The 14301-nt window shown below is 58.5% G+C and carries 13 protein-coding genes; 11 read left to right on the forward strand and 2 right to left on the reverse strand.

Going from position 1 to position 14301, the window contains the following annotated elements; translation table 11 throughout:
- Positions 1 to 123: 123 nt before the first annotated feature.
- From CKO42_RS03790 to CKO42_RS03810, 5 genes are all read left to right on the forward strand, one after another.
- Positions 124 to 1344: a phage integrase central domain-containing protein gene (locus tag CKO42_RS03790; protein ID WP_200239055.1), complete on the forward strand. Its 1221-nt coding sequence runs from the start codon at positions 124 to 126 to the stop codon at positions 1342 to 1344.
- Entirely contained in the window at positions 1341 to 2423 is a 1083-nt protein-coding gene (locus CKO42_RS03795) for a PDDEXK nuclease domain-containing protein (protein ID WP_338034838.1), read from the forward strand. The genes CKO42_RS03790 and CKO42_RS03795 overlap by 4 nt, the downstream gene beginning before the upstream one ends.
- Before the next feature lie 1106 nt (positions 2424 to 3529).
- Complete coding sequence (locus tag CKO42_RS03800) at positions 3530 to 4480, forward strand: integrase domain-containing protein (RefSeq protein ID WP_200239058.1); 951 nt, start codon at positions 3530 to 3532, stop codon at positions 4478 to 4480.
- Complete coding sequence (locus CKO42_RS03805; RefSeq protein WP_200239061.1) at positions 4477 to 4857, forward strand: hypothetical protein; 381 nt, start codon at positions 4477 to 4479, stop codon at positions 4855 to 4857. Before CKO42_RS03800 ends, CKO42_RS03805 begins: the two co-directional genes overlap by 4 nt.
- Positions 4858 to 5516: 659 nt before the next feature.
- A complete protein-coding gene (locus CKO42_RS03810; RefSeq protein ID WP_200239064.1) occupies positions 5517 to 5915 on the forward strand; it encodes a GFA family protein in 399 nt (132 codons plus the stop codon).
- 77 nt (positions 5916 to 5992) lie between these two features.
- On the opposite strand, the gene CKO42_RS03815 is transcribed toward CKO42_RS03810, so the two are convergent.
- Positions 5993 to 7762 carry a GmrSD restriction endonuclease domain-containing protein gene (locus tag CKO42_RS03815; protein WP_200239066.1) on the reverse strand — a complete coding sequence of 590 codons (1770 nt, stop codon included), beginning with the start codon at positions 7760 to 7762 and terminating at the stop codon, positions 5993 to 5995.
- 654 nt (positions 7763 to 8416) lie between these two features.
- Here CKO42_RS03815 and CKO42_RS03820 point away from each other — a divergent pair.
- From CKO42_RS03820 to CKO42_RS03835, 4 genes are all read left to right on the forward strand, one after another.
- Complete coding sequence (locus CKO42_RS03820) at positions 8417 to 8659, forward strand: helix-turn-helix transcriptional regulator (RefSeq protein WP_200239069.1); 243 nt, start codon at positions 8417 to 8419, stop codon at positions 8657 to 8659.
- A gap of 304 nt (positions 8660 to 8963) precedes the next feature.
- Positions 8964 to 10763: a DUF927 domain-containing protein gene (locus tag CKO42_RS03825; protein WP_200239072.1), complete on the forward strand. Its 1800-nt coding sequence runs from the start codon at positions 8964 to 8966 to the stop codon at positions 10761 to 10763.
- Positions 10764 to 11093: 330 nt separating this feature from the next.
- The gene (locus tag CKO42_RS03830) at positions 11094 to 11330 is read left to right on the forward strand and encodes a type II toxin-antitoxin system RelE/ParE family toxin (protein ID WP_338034839.1); all 237 of its coding nucleotides are present in this window, start codon (positions 11094 to 11096) and stop codon (positions 11328 to 11330) included.
- Positions 11311 to 11628 carry a helix-turn-helix domain-containing protein gene (locus CKO42_RS03835; protein WP_200239075.1) on the forward strand — a complete coding sequence of 106 codons (318 nt, stop codon included), beginning with the start codon at positions 11311 to 11313 and terminating at the stop codon, positions 11626 to 11628. Before CKO42_RS03830 ends, CKO42_RS03835 begins: the two co-directional genes overlap by 20 nt.
- A 562-nt stretch (positions 11629 to 12190) precedes the next feature.
- Here the strand turns inward: CKO42_RS03835 and CKO42_RS03840 are convergent.
- Entirely contained in the window at positions 12191 to 13141 is a 951-nt protein-coding gene (locus CKO42_RS03840) for a hypothetical protein (RefSeq protein WP_200239078.1), read from the reverse strand.
- Between the two features lie 573 nt (positions 13142 to 13714).
- Here CKO42_RS03840 and CKO42_RS03845 point away from each other — a divergent pair.
- Positions 13715 to 13990 carry a helix-turn-helix transcriptional regulator gene (locus tag CKO42_RS03845; protein WP_200239081.1) on the forward strand — a complete coding sequence of 92 codons (276 nt, stop codon included), beginning with the start codon at positions 13715 to 13717 and terminating at the stop codon, positions 13988 to 13990.
- Positions 13991 to 14000: 10 nt separating this feature from the next.
- Positions 14001 to 14301 (forward strand): DnaB-like helicase N-terminal domain-containing protein (locus tag CKO42_RS03850; RefSeq protein WP_242479086.1); only part of this gene is annotated, 301 nt, incomplete at its 3' end.

The raw sequence follows: 14301 nt of genomic DNA on the forward strand, positions 1-14301 counted from the left end.
TCCGCAAGACCTCTGATTTAAAAAGCATTACCATCCTTTAGCGTCTAGAACATTCTTCCCAAAGCCGAGTATACTTTGTGGGTGCATTTGTGGGTACGGTCGTGGGTAGAGGAATAGACGCTTGTGGCGCGAACGCTCCATCGCCTGACCAGCAGGCAAATCAAGGCAGCCAGCAAGCCGATCGGCGACGGTGGGGGGTTATGGCTCTATCCACAGGGTCAGGCGCGGACTTGGATCTTTCGCTACAGCGTCAATGGCCGGCAGCGCGAGATGGGCTTGGGCGGCTATCCAAGCGTCACGCTGGCCGAGGCGCGCGATCGGGCTGCCGAGGCACGAGCATTGCGCAAGCAGGGCATCGACCCGATCGAGCATCGAAAAGCGCAGAAGGTCGCCGAGCAGGGAATTCCGACCTTTACCACGGTTGCAGCGCGCTACATCCGGGCGAAGCGAAGCACTTGGTCCAATCCCCGGCATGCCCGGGAATGGCCCTCAAGCCTGAAACGCTATGCGCGTGCCAAGCTCGGCGCAATGCCCATCGATGAGATCACGACCGCTGATGTGCTTGGCGTTCTCACTTCGATCTGGCATCGGCGTCCAGAAACCGCATCGCGGGTCCAGTCGCGCATCGAGAACATCTTGGATTATGCCGCTGCGATGGGCTGGCGAGATCCTGTCAACGTCGCGCGGTGGAAGGGACACCTCGACCGACTCTTGCCGAGTTCAACCACGGTCAAGCGGCAGCAGAATGGCGGCACCGTGCCGCATTATCCGGCCATGCCCTACCAAGAGGTTCCTGCGTTCCTAATCGAGCTTCGAGCGCTCAAGAGCACGAGTGCGAAGGCCTTGGAGTTCACCATCTTGACGGTGTGTAGAACTTCCGAAGTACTGAAGGCAGAATGGACCGAGATCGATCTCGACAACGCGACATGGACCATCCCTGCGCAGCGCATGAAGGCGCGGGTTGAACATCGGGTTCCGTTGTCCGAGCAGGCGCTCGCCGTGTTGATGTCGTTGCCAAAACTGGCTAACAACCCGTTCGTCTTCCCTGGAGGTAAGATGGGCCGACCACTCTCCGGGATGGCGCTCCTGATGGTGATGCGCGGTCTCGGCCACGGTGTCAACGGCGAAAAGTCCAAGGCGGTACCCCATGCCTTCCGCTCGTCATTCCGAGATTGGGTTGGCGAGGAAACCGGGTTTGCGTCGAACGTCGCCGAGGCTGCGCTGGCGCACCAGATCTCGAACGCCGTGCAGGCCGCTTACGAGAGAGGCGATAAGTTCAAGAAGCGTCGCGAGTTGATGCAGGCCTGGGCTGATTATTGCGACCTCAAGGGAAACCGTCAGTGAGCACCCGGAAGACACCCGACCAGACTCATCAGGCCGCGTCCACGCAGAGCCGCGGAACAGCGCTGCCAACGGGCTACGCCGAGACCCTCACCGTCATCAAGGAACAGGTCGCCGCGTCTCGTACCCGCGCAGTGCAGAGCGTCAACGTCGAGCTGGTCTGCCTCTACTGGCGGATTGGCAGGCTGATCCAGCAGCGCCAACAGGCCCACGGCTGGGGGACCAAGGTCATTGAGCGCCTCTCCGCGGACTTGCGCCACGCCTTCCCGGGCCAGAAGGGTTTCTCCGCGCGCAACCTCGCCTACATGCGCAATTTCGCTGCCGCCTGGCCGGACGAGACAATTTTGCAGCAGCTTGCTGCAAGAATCCCCTGGGGCCATCACCAGCTCCTATTAGACCGTCTGGAGGAGCACGCGCAGCGGTTGTTCTATGTTCAAAAGGTCCAACAGCACGGTTGGAGTCGCAGCGTTCTGGCGGCCCAAATCGATGCTCAGCTGCATGGTCGCGAAGGCAAGCCCATCAGCAACTTTGCCGAACGGCTACCGGCCGCTGACAGCGACCTGGTTCAACAGTCCTTCAAGGACCCTTACCTGCTCGACTTCATCGCCACCGATGCTCCGCTGCGTGAGCGGGAGCTGGAAGATGCCCTGATCACCCACCTGGAGCGCTTCCTGCTGGAGCTCGGTGAGGGTTTCGCCTTCGTTGGCCGACAAGTGGAGCTACGCTTAGAGGGTGAGAGCTGGTTCGTCGACCTACTGTTCTATCATCTGCGCCTGCGCCGCTTTGTCGTCATCGAGCTCAAGGCTGGCCGGTTCCTGCCGGAGCATGCCGGCAAGATGAACTTCTACTTGAACCTGGTGGACGAGACCATGCGCCACCCGGACGACGCCCCGAGCATCGGCTTGATCCTGTGCCGTGAGGGCAAACAACTGGTGGCCGAATACGCCCTGCGCGATATTGATAAACCCATGGCCGTCGCGGAATGGCGCCTACGTCTGACCCGCGAGCTACCGGCGGAGCTAGAAGCTGGGCTACCTTCGATCGAAGAGATTGAACAGGAGTTGGCCGAGAGGAACGACTAAAGGTCGGTGACTGTTACCGTCTTATCCTTGGCCCAGTACATCGGATGCCTGCAGGCTGAACGAGGCGATACGCCAGTCATCCGCACAGGGCCACGACGAAAGACACCGATGTTGGCCACTCTTTCGCGATAGGTGCTTGATCATCATCGAAAATGCTTGCGCTCCAGGCATCCTCGGTGCTAGCGTTTCACCCATACCCGTGCGGCAGGGTGAAGCCGCTGGTCGCTCGCCATCAACGTAGCCACTCGCTGTCTCGTGCAGAAGACTCCCTCGGAGTCACCAACGTCCATCCCAGGCCGATTGGCCTCATCGTCAGGGTTCGCCCCAAATCGATCCTGACTCGGCAACGCCTCCGTGTCCGTCACTCACGCGACACTCGGCGCCAAGACCTCCTCGCGTCTGTTCACTGCAGGCGGCGCTGATCTGTGCGCATCTGTGCTGTGCTTTTCCCTGTCCAAGGGACCGCGCTTGCGCCTTTTGGCGACTCGTTCTCCGCCCCACCGCGGCCTCTTCAACCTCATCAGGTTCCCCGTCCAGACACAGAGACGGGTCAAGATAATGGGCTTCCAGGCCTTGTGCCATCAGCCCTTGGCCAAGCCAAGTCGACATCAAAACTCACGTCAAAACCTATTGCGAGCAGGATCAGGCGTCCATCCCGGACACCAGGGCGGCACCCTGGCAGGCATGATCCACCGCAAGGGCTTCGACAACCCCTTCCTCCATGCGCCACCGCGCCAACTGCCAGCACCACGCCGCGAGTGTCCATCGCGGCCGCATCCCCCGCCCGCCCGAAAGGGTTCAGCGGATGCGGTGCTGACACACCCCGAATCCATGCTCCGGATGGTAGGAGCCGCAACGGCGCTGCGTCAGGCGCCAGTCCCCACGCCGGCAGCGGGCGCAAACGCTGTCAACACTGAACACCGCAAGGGCGGGACCCTGGGGACGACCGGAACCGACCAAGATCATCGGGTGCCGCGCGCGACAGCGCTCGCCCCGGGGTCCCGCCAGCGGTGTGTCGAGGCCGGTCAACTGACGCGTTTCTGTTTGATTGTTGGGTTCGGTTTCGTCCATCCAGCGGGCGGAACCACAGAGGAGTATCTGAGACCATGAGAGATCAAGGCGGCCATCAGGCCCGCAACCAGGGCTGGGGCCGGGATCTGGCCTATGCCGGCAAGCAGATCCTGCAGGCGCGCTTCGGCGGTGGACACTTCGCCAGTGTCGCCAGCCATGCCGAGCGCTGGCGCTGCTTTGCCACCTGGGCCAAGGCTGAGGCCGGCGTGCGCGATCTGCGCCAGGTGACACCGGAGCTGGTGGGCCAGTATGCCGAGGTCATCAAGGGGCAGGGTCGAGCGGTGTCGACGATCCAGAACCGGCTCAGCAGCATCAATGTGATCCTCAGCTATGCGCGCGAAGGCCGCTGGAACCCGGTCTCGCCGCGGGCACTGGCCGGCGCCGCGCGCTCGGCGGTCCGAACCGAGGTGCCAGCCGCGCTGGATCTGGACGCCGTGGCAACGGCACAGACGGCCCTGCGCGATGCGGGTCTGGTTCGCGCTGCGGCGGTGCTCGGGCTTGCGCGCGCCTTCGGAATGCGCTCCGAGGAGGCGGTCAAAGCCAACCTGGATCGCCTGGCCAAGGAGGCTGAGCGACAGCAGGCGATCAACATCCTTGATGGCACCAAGGGCGGTCGGACCCTGCCACGCTGGGTGGCTGTCACCGCATTGGGGCGTCAGGCGCTCGACGCCGCACTGGCCGCACGTCCACCAGGATCGGCGAACCTGCTGCGTGTCGATGAGACCTACCAGGGTTGGCGCCAAGGTGAGCTGCGCGCCGGTCGCCGTCTCCTGAAGGCCGTTGGATTGCGTGGTTATCACGATGCCCGCGCGGCCTTCGCTTGTGAACGCTATCACGCACTGAGCAGTCACCCGGCGCCAGTGGTCGCGGGTGGTCAGCGCGCGGCGGATCGAGAGGCTGATAGCAAGGCCCGGGAGGTCATCGCCGTCGAACTCGGCCATGGCCGCACCGACGTGGTGGCGGCCTATATCGGCAGTGCCCGATGAGCGCGATTCGACGCCTGCTCGAGCGTGCGCAGCCGGGGAGTGCCGGTGGCATCGCGCAGCATATCCGCCGTGGTGAGCGCCTCGCTGTGCTGATCCAGGCGCGCTGGGGTCTTCAGCGTCCCGAGCAATGGCGTGCGAAACATCTGCGCTGGGTGCTGGAGCGGGGACTGATGGATCTGAGTCCGGCATCGCGCTATCACTACTATCGCACTTCGCGTGTCCTGGCCGCGACGCTTGGGCATTGGCCGGCCTGGGAGGCGGCGCTGCGGGGGCCTTGGATGCATCCGGCCGGTCTCGGAACGCCGAAGATGCGCGATGCGACAGTGCGGGGTGGGCGTCCGCCGAAGCTGGCTCATCGTGCGAAGTTGCAGCGTTGATCTGCTCAGACTATTGGTGTGGATTCCTTCGGCTACTGGACTAGCGGATTGATCTGTGGTCTCACGATGATCGACGCTGAGGTGGCTTGCACGACTAGCGAACGACTGCAGCACGACAGCAGGGTAACAACAGGATGTGGCAGCCGTGCTGTTTGGCGGAGATACATGACACTGATGGTGCTTGCACGACATCAGCACGACTGGCCGACGATAGGCCAAGCCAGATCTTGAGTTCGGCGACCCTTCTGGGAAGGCTCATGCGTCGGTTGTGGTCGTGATTTTAAGCCATTTGGCCGGTGTGGGGTAGCACGGTAGCCCTGGAGGTTGCAGACGTAGCACGGCCGAATTGCTTGTCTGATCAGTCCGGTAGCACGGGGAGCACGGGTAGCACGATGCGAAGTGACAACCTCCGGGGATTTGGTGCGCAGCCTTATCCCATCTATTGTCGTCAAACCTTGGTGATTGCAGACCCATTTCGGATCGAGATGTTGTAGCAAGAGCAGTTAACGATGTTGAGGCCGCAGATCGCTTGGTGACGCTGATTCCGGACAACGAACACGGAGCGAAGTGGGTTTGAGGGTCAGGTTTCGACCCGAAGCGGGAGTTAGACTACGAGTAGAGAATCAGACAGTATCGACACTCTACCTGAGGGACATGCGATGGCTATCAGCGGCGAATGCTTCTGCGGAAAAATCAGTTACAGAGTCAACGGTAAGCTCCACGACGCCCGATCCTGTCATTGCTCGCGGTGTCGCAAAGCATTTAGCTCCCAAGCATCCGCATACGCAGAAGTTGCCCTAGGCACATTCGAGTGGGTAGCTGGCGAAGACCTGTTGACTACCTATGAGAGTCACGACGGATTTGGCCTTCAGTTTTGTAGTCTATGTGGCTCCACGCTCTGTGGCATTTACAAAGGTGACATCCATGGGGTGACTTTGGGATGTGTGAACGGTGATCCAGGGATTGAGATAGCAAGGCACATATTCGTTGGCTCTAAAGCGGCCTGGGAAGTGATGCCCGAAGGTGTGATCGAATTCGAGCAAGGACCGCCTGAATAGGTCAGCAAGTCCGAGTCGGCTCTCGACCCACAGCGGACCAACGCAGCATTCAACGGCTTGTCCGTTGCAATGCTTTGTTATGCAAATAGTGCGTTGATGGCAAGAAGTTTCTTGCCTTTCGCCTCAACGGTTGAAGAGTTTTCCCGGGTATAAGCCATATCCCCCAAAAAAGAGACCTCCTTTTGTGCCGGAATTCGAATTCTTATAACTGACAACCCCCTGTAGTCAACATAGTCCACTTGGGTAAGAACCTGATGTTTCAGTGTGTCACTCAAATCTGAATTTCTAAGGAAAGATAGGATTCTGTCGACATAAGATTCATGATCACATTTCAATTTCGAAAGCTCCCGCTCTATGCCTACCACATATCGTGAGCCAACCGTAACACAATCGACCCCGTCTAATTCTTTAATTCGATTAGCATCACTTTTATTGTCTGCAACTCCAATAAATATAAATCCATCAGCGTCAGGCCCTAAGTTTGCAATCCCGCATATGGTTTCTAATATTTTATGCGGCAAATTTTTATCTTCAGATCTTTTCGGTGATAAATCAACGAATCCTTGCTTGCACTCATACCTTCCAGTCTCAACCTTTGACCTTCGAAGCGAATTTTCTAGATCAAGAGCCAAACCTGCTCCATGCCTCAACATTGGAGGGTCCTTTTTAACAAAGTATCTTAAAATTAGCCCCTTTGTTTTGTCAATATTTCTGACCCTGTCTTCAGTTTTTGAGTATTTCGCTGTAGTTTTAATGTCAGATTGTAAATCTTTGAGGGCAGCCATTATATTTTTACTGCTATCAGGTGATAGTTCGTCAATAATGACGAGGTGATGCATAGCCATAAAAAGGGTGTAAAATGCAGTTTTTATAGGGTTTGTCGATCCAGGATTGATAACTGACCTGAGGGCATTATTATCAGAGCTATATTCATCAATTATTTCTCTAAGAACGGAGAGTGTTACTTTTACTTCTTCATAAAGTCGGTCAACGCCGTAAGAAGTCAAAGAGCGTCTAAGTTGTTCGTATTCATCTGTTGACGAGTCATAGTAGGAGTCTAATAACTCCTTGCTTCTTGCAATGGGCTGTCCTAGTGCAAGTGATGCGCAAATATCAGCAATAATCTCCTCGTCTTCGCTTTCTCGCAACTGTCTTGTCCACATTACACCTTGTTTGCACCAAAATATTTCCTCAGCTTTCAACTCATACCCCAGGTCCGCACGCACTGAATCAATGCTAATCTCCGGCATCTCAGAAAGGGGCAATACCTCTTTTGAGGTATCACCTCTGATTTCGGAAGCCAACTTCCTTACAAGCATAGAGAAGTCGTCAACCATTCCTGCCTGCCTTCTTTCTTGAAGGCTTAATTGTCTACCACCGGAGTTTATACGACCAAAAACATCTGTTGTTTTCTCCTCTCCTCCTGCCGGAAATACGGTCACAGCTAGTTGATAGTCAAGGAAATCAGCCACCTCACTTGGTGTTAGAAAAGTATTGGTTCCTTTGCTTGCCGCTGAAAACACACCCTCGGAAGCCAGTTGTTTTGCCCTAGAGAATTCATCCGTATCAAAATATCTACCCTCTATTGGGAAGTGATTCTCTATGAAAGCAAATATGGCGTTAAGCCTTTGCATTCCATCCATTATTTCATACGAATTTTGAGATGAATCTTCCCCGAGCAAAATCAAGGGGATTGGATAGTCTTTCATTATGCTATCCACCAATGATTGCTTCTCAAAAAGGTTCCATACGAGCTTTCGTTGATACTTTCTATTAACGATTAGCTTACCATCACGATAATTTCGGTAGGCTTCTTGTACACTCATACCTCTTGGTGTGATGCTCATATATCTTCCTTTGTTAATCTCTTTGCATAACGAGTGATTCTACGGTTTCCGGATAACACCACGGAAGACGTGTTATCCCGCGATACTCGAGGTATCTGCCGAGCGACAAGGTTCAGTTGGACCCTTGCATGGGTTCGGTAACAAACAGCGGCCGCAAAGGTTGCTCTGCCTCGGGTGTCTGGTCGATTCCTGGCACCGGCGCCCTCCCTGGTCAATGTCCGGTTCTGGCCGATCGCAGACACTCACCGGCATAGGAGGCGAAACAAGACTCGGTTGATTCTGCAGTTTCTGGATATGCCCTCGCGTAGCAGCAGAGGAAGATGAAAAACACCAGCGCAGTCGCCCGATTCAGAGCGTTCCCCATCTGACAATAGCGCAGAGGATCCCTGGCTGCGAAGACCATCACGCATCGCTGCATCGCAAAACGTGCCGAAATCGATGATCTTTCACTGTCGCGGACGAAGCCGGATTGCGTGGATGCTAGCAAGGTCTTCAGAGCCAGGCTGCCCGCCAAAGCATTTCCGACCCTGAACAGCCGTTAGGCCAAGCCCGGTATTGAGCACCGGCGGCGCTTCCTGAGTACTGAAGACAGCACGTTGGGCGCGGGACCGATCCCCGCCCAGCACTGATCTCCACAACCAGGATGCCGCAACGATGCCCCACACCCGCTCCCTCTTACGCCGCCCCGAAGTCGAACGCCGCATCGGCCGTTCCCGCGCCAGTGTCTATGCCGATATCGCCGCTGGCGTGCTGCCACGCCCGGTCAAGATCGGCCAACGCGCCGTCGCTTGGCCCAGCCATGAGATCGACGCCGTCATCAACGCCCTCACAGCCGGCGCGACACCCGAAGAGATGCACGCCCTCGTCAACCAACTGCACGCCGCGCGCGGTCAGTGACGGAGGTGGTCGCCATGACGAAGCCAGCCAGCAATGCTCAGTCGTCGGTCTACACCCCCTGGTTAGGGATCGATCGCAGCCCCGATGTGGACCCTGGCCACGCCTGGTCAGATACCAACGGGGTGACACCATGATGGACTGCCAAGGCTCAGCTCGCACGGACGTGACGCCGTCTGAACAAGCAGCATCGGTCGCCGACGACCAAAGGTCCGTGTTTTTCCGTGCTACCGGTGCTAACCGTGCTACCGCATTGAATGTGCTGAAGATTCCGAGTGCTACCTCGGGAGCACCTGAGAAACGGCTGGTGCTACCCAACCATGAGGGCAGCGCTCGCCCCGAGACCGATGAGCAGGCGCACCGCCTCATCGCCAGCGCACCGCCGAGCCTGGATGCCTGTCCCTGTTGGCGGGTCTACCTCAAGCCCTGGCACGATGGCAAAGGCCTACGCCGCGCCGGGGTCTGGTATCACGCCCTACGAGAGGGCAAGGACGGCCAGCGCAGCCGATCCGATGATTGGATCTGCAGTCCGCTGACCGTCGAGGCCATCTCGGTCGATGCGCGTGGTGAGGCCTTCGGGCGCCTGTTGCGCTTCCCGGATGTCCTTGGACGGATTCGTGAGTGGATCATGCCGATGCCGCTCTTGCGTGGCGAAGGCCTGGAACTGCGCGGCGCCTTATTGGCCAGAGGCCTGCTGTTTGAGCCCACGCAGCGCCAGCGTCTGGTGCAGTACCTGATGCACCAGGTGCCCAAGCGCCAGATCCTGCAGGTACCGACCCTGGGCTGGCATGAGGGGCGCTTCGTCTTGCCGGATACCGTGATCGGTGGCGGCGAGATCCGCTTCGAGTCCGAGGCCACGCAACCGCTCGACTACGCCCAATCCGGGACCTTGGAGCAGTGGCGCGAGCAGGTCGCCGCCGCCGCAGTTGGCAACCTGGTGCTGTTGTTAGCGATCTCGGCCGCATTTGCTGGCCCACTGCTGGCCCTGATCCAAGCCGATCACGCCGGCCTGCATCTCTATGGCGACAGCAGCGGCGGCAAGAGCACCGCCCTCCGCGCGGCTGTCTCGGTCTGGGGCAGTCCGGCCATGCTGCGCAGTTGGCAGGCCACCGCGAACGGTATGGAGGCCGCAGCGGCCGAGTCCAACGATACCCTGCTTGCCCTGGATGAGCTGGGCCAGGCCGATGGACGTGATGTGGGTGCGGTGATCTACCAGCTAGCCAATGGTCGCGGCAAAGGACGCGCCAATGTCCAGGGCGGCACCCGACGACGCGCACACTGGCGTACCGTGATCCTCTCCAGTGGCGAGCGCACCGTCAACGCGCACATGCAGGCCGATGGCGGACGCTATCAGGCGGGTCAGGCCGTGCGTCTGATCAATCTGCCGGCGGGGGAGCGCACCTATGGGGCCTTTGATCAGATCCACGGCGCCGCAGACGGTGCCGCCTTTGCCGATGCCCTGAGTGCCGCGACTCAGCGCCTGCATGGCACGGCCGGACGCGCCTTTTTGCACGGGCTGGTCGGGCAGCAGCAGGAGCAGACCCTGTCCCAGGCCGTGCTGCATCTGATGGCGTGCATGTCGGTCACCCATGGACAGGCGGCACGGGTTGCCAAGCAGCTGGCCCTGATCGGCACCGCCGGAGAGTTGGCGACGGCGGCAGGCATCACCGGCTGGCCGGCGGGAAGCGCGGCTGACGCGGTGCTGGATGCCTACCAGCTGTGGCAGAGCGAGCAGGGCAGCGGACAGACCGAGGATCGGCAGATTCTGGAGTCGGTGCGCAGCTTCATCGAGCGCCATGGCGAGAGCCGCTTCGCACCGCGCCATGCGACCTCGGCGCACCCGATCCGCGAGCGAGCCGGTTACACCGAGGAGGACCCAACGACTGGGCAGGTGACCTATCTCTTTCTGGCCAGTGGCCTGCGCGAGGCACTGAATGGGCAGGATCTGAAGCGAGGCTTGATCGCCCTGGCCAGGGCCGGCTGGCTGGTCAAGGGCCGCGGCGACAAGCATCGGCTGCAGCGCAAGATTCAGGGTAAGAATACCAATGTCTATGCGGTGTCGTTGCCGGATGACGTGCTCGATGACGGAGAAGCGAGCCAAGCATGACAGCGTTGGAGATCATGGAGGCGGACTGTGCGGCCGGTGGCAGGAGGGAAGCCGAGCGTTGCGGTGGGCGATGTCCGCTTGGGCGGCGATTCTTCTAACCTGTTTCCCGCACATGGGGCGACAAAAGCGGATATGTTGGACAGGCTGGTTCTGGACTGCTGGTAGACTACAGCGCTAGCAGTCAGCCGATAGGCATCGAGATCACTGTGCCCATCGGGGGCGACGTTGCGGAGTTGAACCGGGTTCTCGTCCATCTGCACGCCCCTGCGTTGACTAATAAGGGCATCGGGCGGCCTGGGCTGGGACGCAAAGATTTCACGGTTTGCCGCCATTGACGTCCACTTAGCTGGAGGCTACCGGACCCTGATCTTGTACCGTCAGACGCATCGCGCCTTCTTCGTCTACGGATTTGCCAAGAGCCAGCAGGCCAACATCGGCAACGAGGAAGAAACGGCCTTCAAGAAGGCGGCACGGCACGTCCTTGAGCTGACGGACAAGCAACTCGCTGCGCTGATCCAGAACGGGCAATGCTCGGAGGTTGAACAGGATGGCGAAACAGTATCGTAGCGACGCGATGGCCTCGATCCATGAAACCATGGAAGCCCTCCAAGAGGTGGGCGCCATCGACAAGCAGACCATGCGCGAATTCGATGACGCTTGTCTGACGCCGGTTGAGCCCCTCTCTCCCGAAGCCATCCGCGTCCTGCGGGAGCGCGAGCATCTTTCTCAGCCCGTTTTTGCGCGTTACCTCAATGTCAGCAAGAACTTGGTCTCCGACTGGGAACGCGGCGTCAAGCGTCCCGGCGGGCCAGCGCTTCGGCTGCTGACCGTCATCGAGAAGAAGGGGATTCAGTCAATCGCTTGAACGTGCCCCTGAGTCTAAAGGAAGTGCGCGGCGATGATCCCTCTCTGGTCTGGGCGAAGGACGAACGATCGGCAGGAATGCCGTCTTGGTGGCGAGGGCCACAACAACGACTCAATCTTGAGGCCCGCCACAGACGAGCAACGTCCACTGAAGAGGCCATTGCGGTCGCTCGCCGGCGTTTGGCGAGTGTCAGCGACTAGCCGACACCTGCCGAGCGGAGCCCGACCGCCGTAGGGCCGCTTCCTGACCCTTGCCGACGCGCCTCCCGCTGACGTCTAGCGACAGGTCACGACCCAGAGCAGACCTCGCCAAAGTTTCACCTTCTCCACCCCAATTGCGCCCGCTGGCCTGGGAGGATTCCCCCCGAACCGGCTGACCTGCAGCATCGACGTCATAGAGGGTAAAACTGTGCTTGGCCAGATCAAAGCACACGAGCTTGATCTGCTGGTCTTTAGTACGCTCTGCCATGGCGCCGGTCCGCAATTTTATTTCCACGGTGGTTGCTCACCCCATCAGTGTGCACGCACTGAGCGGTTCTCGAGAAGTGGGCCGGAACTAGCCATTACTCCTGAGGCTCAGATGCCAACAGGATTTCAAATACCGGAATAAGGATAAGCATGAGATCAAGGAAAAGCAGCAATCTGCTGGCATCTTCTCTCGTCCAAACCCTATCTCTTTGTCCATGCAGAACCGCGTGCCTGTTTAGTGCCCGAGCATCTTGGTCGCTGGTAGCGTGCCCATAATAAGCCCCTGCGAAGTGCAGGAATGATTCCAAGGCAACCCCAACCAACCGGAGATCTTTATCACTTAAGTCTTGCGCATTAGCTCCAGACTTCTTAGCGAAGTCCCAGGCTCCGGCCCCGGGCCGCAGCGATTCTAGACAAATATTGGCGTCTTGAAAAACTTTATTGATCTGGCCAACACCTTTCCGCAAGTTTTCCGTCTTCAGTAGCTTCCGACAAATATGGTCTAGCAAAGGGAAGATCGCTGTAATGCACGGATACCAGTATCCGTTTAGATATACAGCGCGAATTTCGTCAAGTTCTTGTTGGTGACCAGAAAGAATATCTGTAGATTTCCAGCGACGAAATAGCTTCCCGCAAGAAAGCCGCACCAGTTTGACCATGGCCTCGTCAATGATTTTGGCCGCTGCCGGATTAACCATGGCATCTCCTGCCGAGGGACGTTTCAAAGACACAACCCACATGCGCATATAAAGCCAGATTACTGAGGGGAAGGCTGCTGTCCACAACCAATATTTGCTAGCAGAAAAGGAAAGCACAAAGAACGGGAAAGGCCAAAGAAAAAGTTCTCGGAAGAGATCAGATCCCACTAGAATTAAGTTTACATGACTCGTGGGAGTGTACTTCGAGAGCGAATCGTATATCGATCGCGGGAAATCTTTTTGGGGGGTATAGTTGGTGGGCTTGCGGGCGATCTTTCCGCGAAGGACTTCAAGGTTTGCGACGAGTTCGTGTGGCTTGATCGTGCTGCTATTCAAATTGCGATCCATATATACGTCCAATCATAAGTCGTGCGCATTCTAAAATCGCCTGCCGGCAATCATGCGAACTCTCAGAATTGGAGAAGTACTGCCCCAGCGACAGTTGGTGGCGAAAGCTTGGCGCCGGATGGCACAAGTGTCAACGTCAGCTAATGGCGATCGCAGACACTCACCGGCATAGGAGGCGATACCAGACTCGGTTGATTCTGCAGTTTCTGGATATGCCCCTCGCGTTGCCGCAGAGGAAGATGAGAAACACCAGCGCAGTTGCTCGATTCAGATCGATCCTGATCTGACAAGAGCGGCGCCAATTCCTGGCTGCGGAGACCATCACGCACCGTTGCATCGCAAAACGTGCCGAAATCGATGATCTTTCACTGTCGCGGGCAAAGCCGGATTGCGTGGATGCTAGCAAGGTCTTCAGAGCCAGGCTGCCCGCAAACGGCTTGCGACCCCTGACCAGCCTTTAGGCCAAGCCCGGTATTGAGCACCGGCGGCGCTTCCTGAGTACTGAAGACAGCACGTTGGGCGCGGGATCGACCCCCGCCCAGCACTGATCTCCACACCCAGGATGCCGCAATGATGCCTCACACCACCTCTCTCCTACGCCGCCCCGAAGTCGAACGCCGCATTGGCCGCTCCCGCGCCAGTGTCTATGCGGATATCGCCGCCGGCCTGCTGCCACGCCCGGTCAAGATCGGCCAACGTGCCGTCGCTTGGCCCAGCCACGAGATCGACGCCGTCATCAACGCCCTCACGGCCGGCGCGACACCCGAAGAGATGCATGCCCTCGTCAACCAATTGCACGCCGCGCGCACAGTGACGGAGTCAAGAAACGTCGATGACATCTGCTTCTGAGGTACGCATCTTGAGCCTAACCACACAAGGCCTCCCAAAGCCATGGGGGCAACACCAAGACGCGTCTCAGCGTGCAATCATCAGCCGCGCCGAGCGCGCCCTGCTCAGTGGTTTGATGATCGAGCCCGACGCCGTCTCGCGCGTTGTGGACCTGGTGTCCCCAGCCGACTTTAGCAACGACGATCACGGCAAGGTGTTCGCCGCGATCCTGGCACTGAGCGATGACGGCATTGCACCCGAGCCGGAAGCGCTGATGAACGCGCTCAAGGATCGCCGTCAGCGCGAGCTGATCGTCTCGCTGTTCGCCGATG

It is taken from the genome of Lamprobacter modestohalophilus (assembly GCF_016583905.1).
GTDB lineage: Bacteria > Pseudomonadota > Gammaproteobacteria > Chromatiales > Chromatiaceae > Lamprobacter > Lamprobacter modestohalophilus.

Coding starts and splice junctions, on each gene's coding strand:
- CKO42_RS03800 (WP_200239058.1), top strand. CDS start 3,530: ATGAGAGATCAAGGCGGCCATCAGGCCCGCAACCAGGGCTGGGGCCGG.
- CKO42_RS03805 (WP_200239061.1), top strand. CDS start 4,477: ATGAGCGCGATTCGACGCCTGCTCGAGCGTGCGCAGCCGGGGAGTGCC.
- CKO42_RS03810 (WP_200239064.1), top strand. CDS start 5,517: ATGGCTATCAGCGGCGAATGCTTCTGCGGAAAAATCAGTTACAGAGTC.
- CKO42_RS03815 (WP_200239066.1), bottom strand. CDS start 7,762: ATGAGCATCACACCAAGAGGTATGAGTGTACAAGAAGCCTACCGAAAT.
- CKO42_RS03820 (WP_200239069.1), top strand. CDS start 8,417: ATGCCCCACACCCGCTCCCTCTTACGCCGCCCCGAAGTCGAACGCCGC.
- CKO42_RS03835 (WP_200239075.1), top strand. CDS start 11,311: ATGGCGAAACAGTATCGTAGCGACGCGATGGCCTCGATCCATGAAACC.
- CKO42_RS03840 (WP_200239078.1), bottom strand. CDS start 13,141: ATGGATCGCAATTTGAATAGCAGCACGATCAAGCCACACGAACTCGTC.
- CKO42_RS03845 (WP_200239081.1), top strand. CDS start 13,715: ATGCCTCACACCACCTCTCTCCTACGCCGCCCCGAAGTCGAACGCCGC.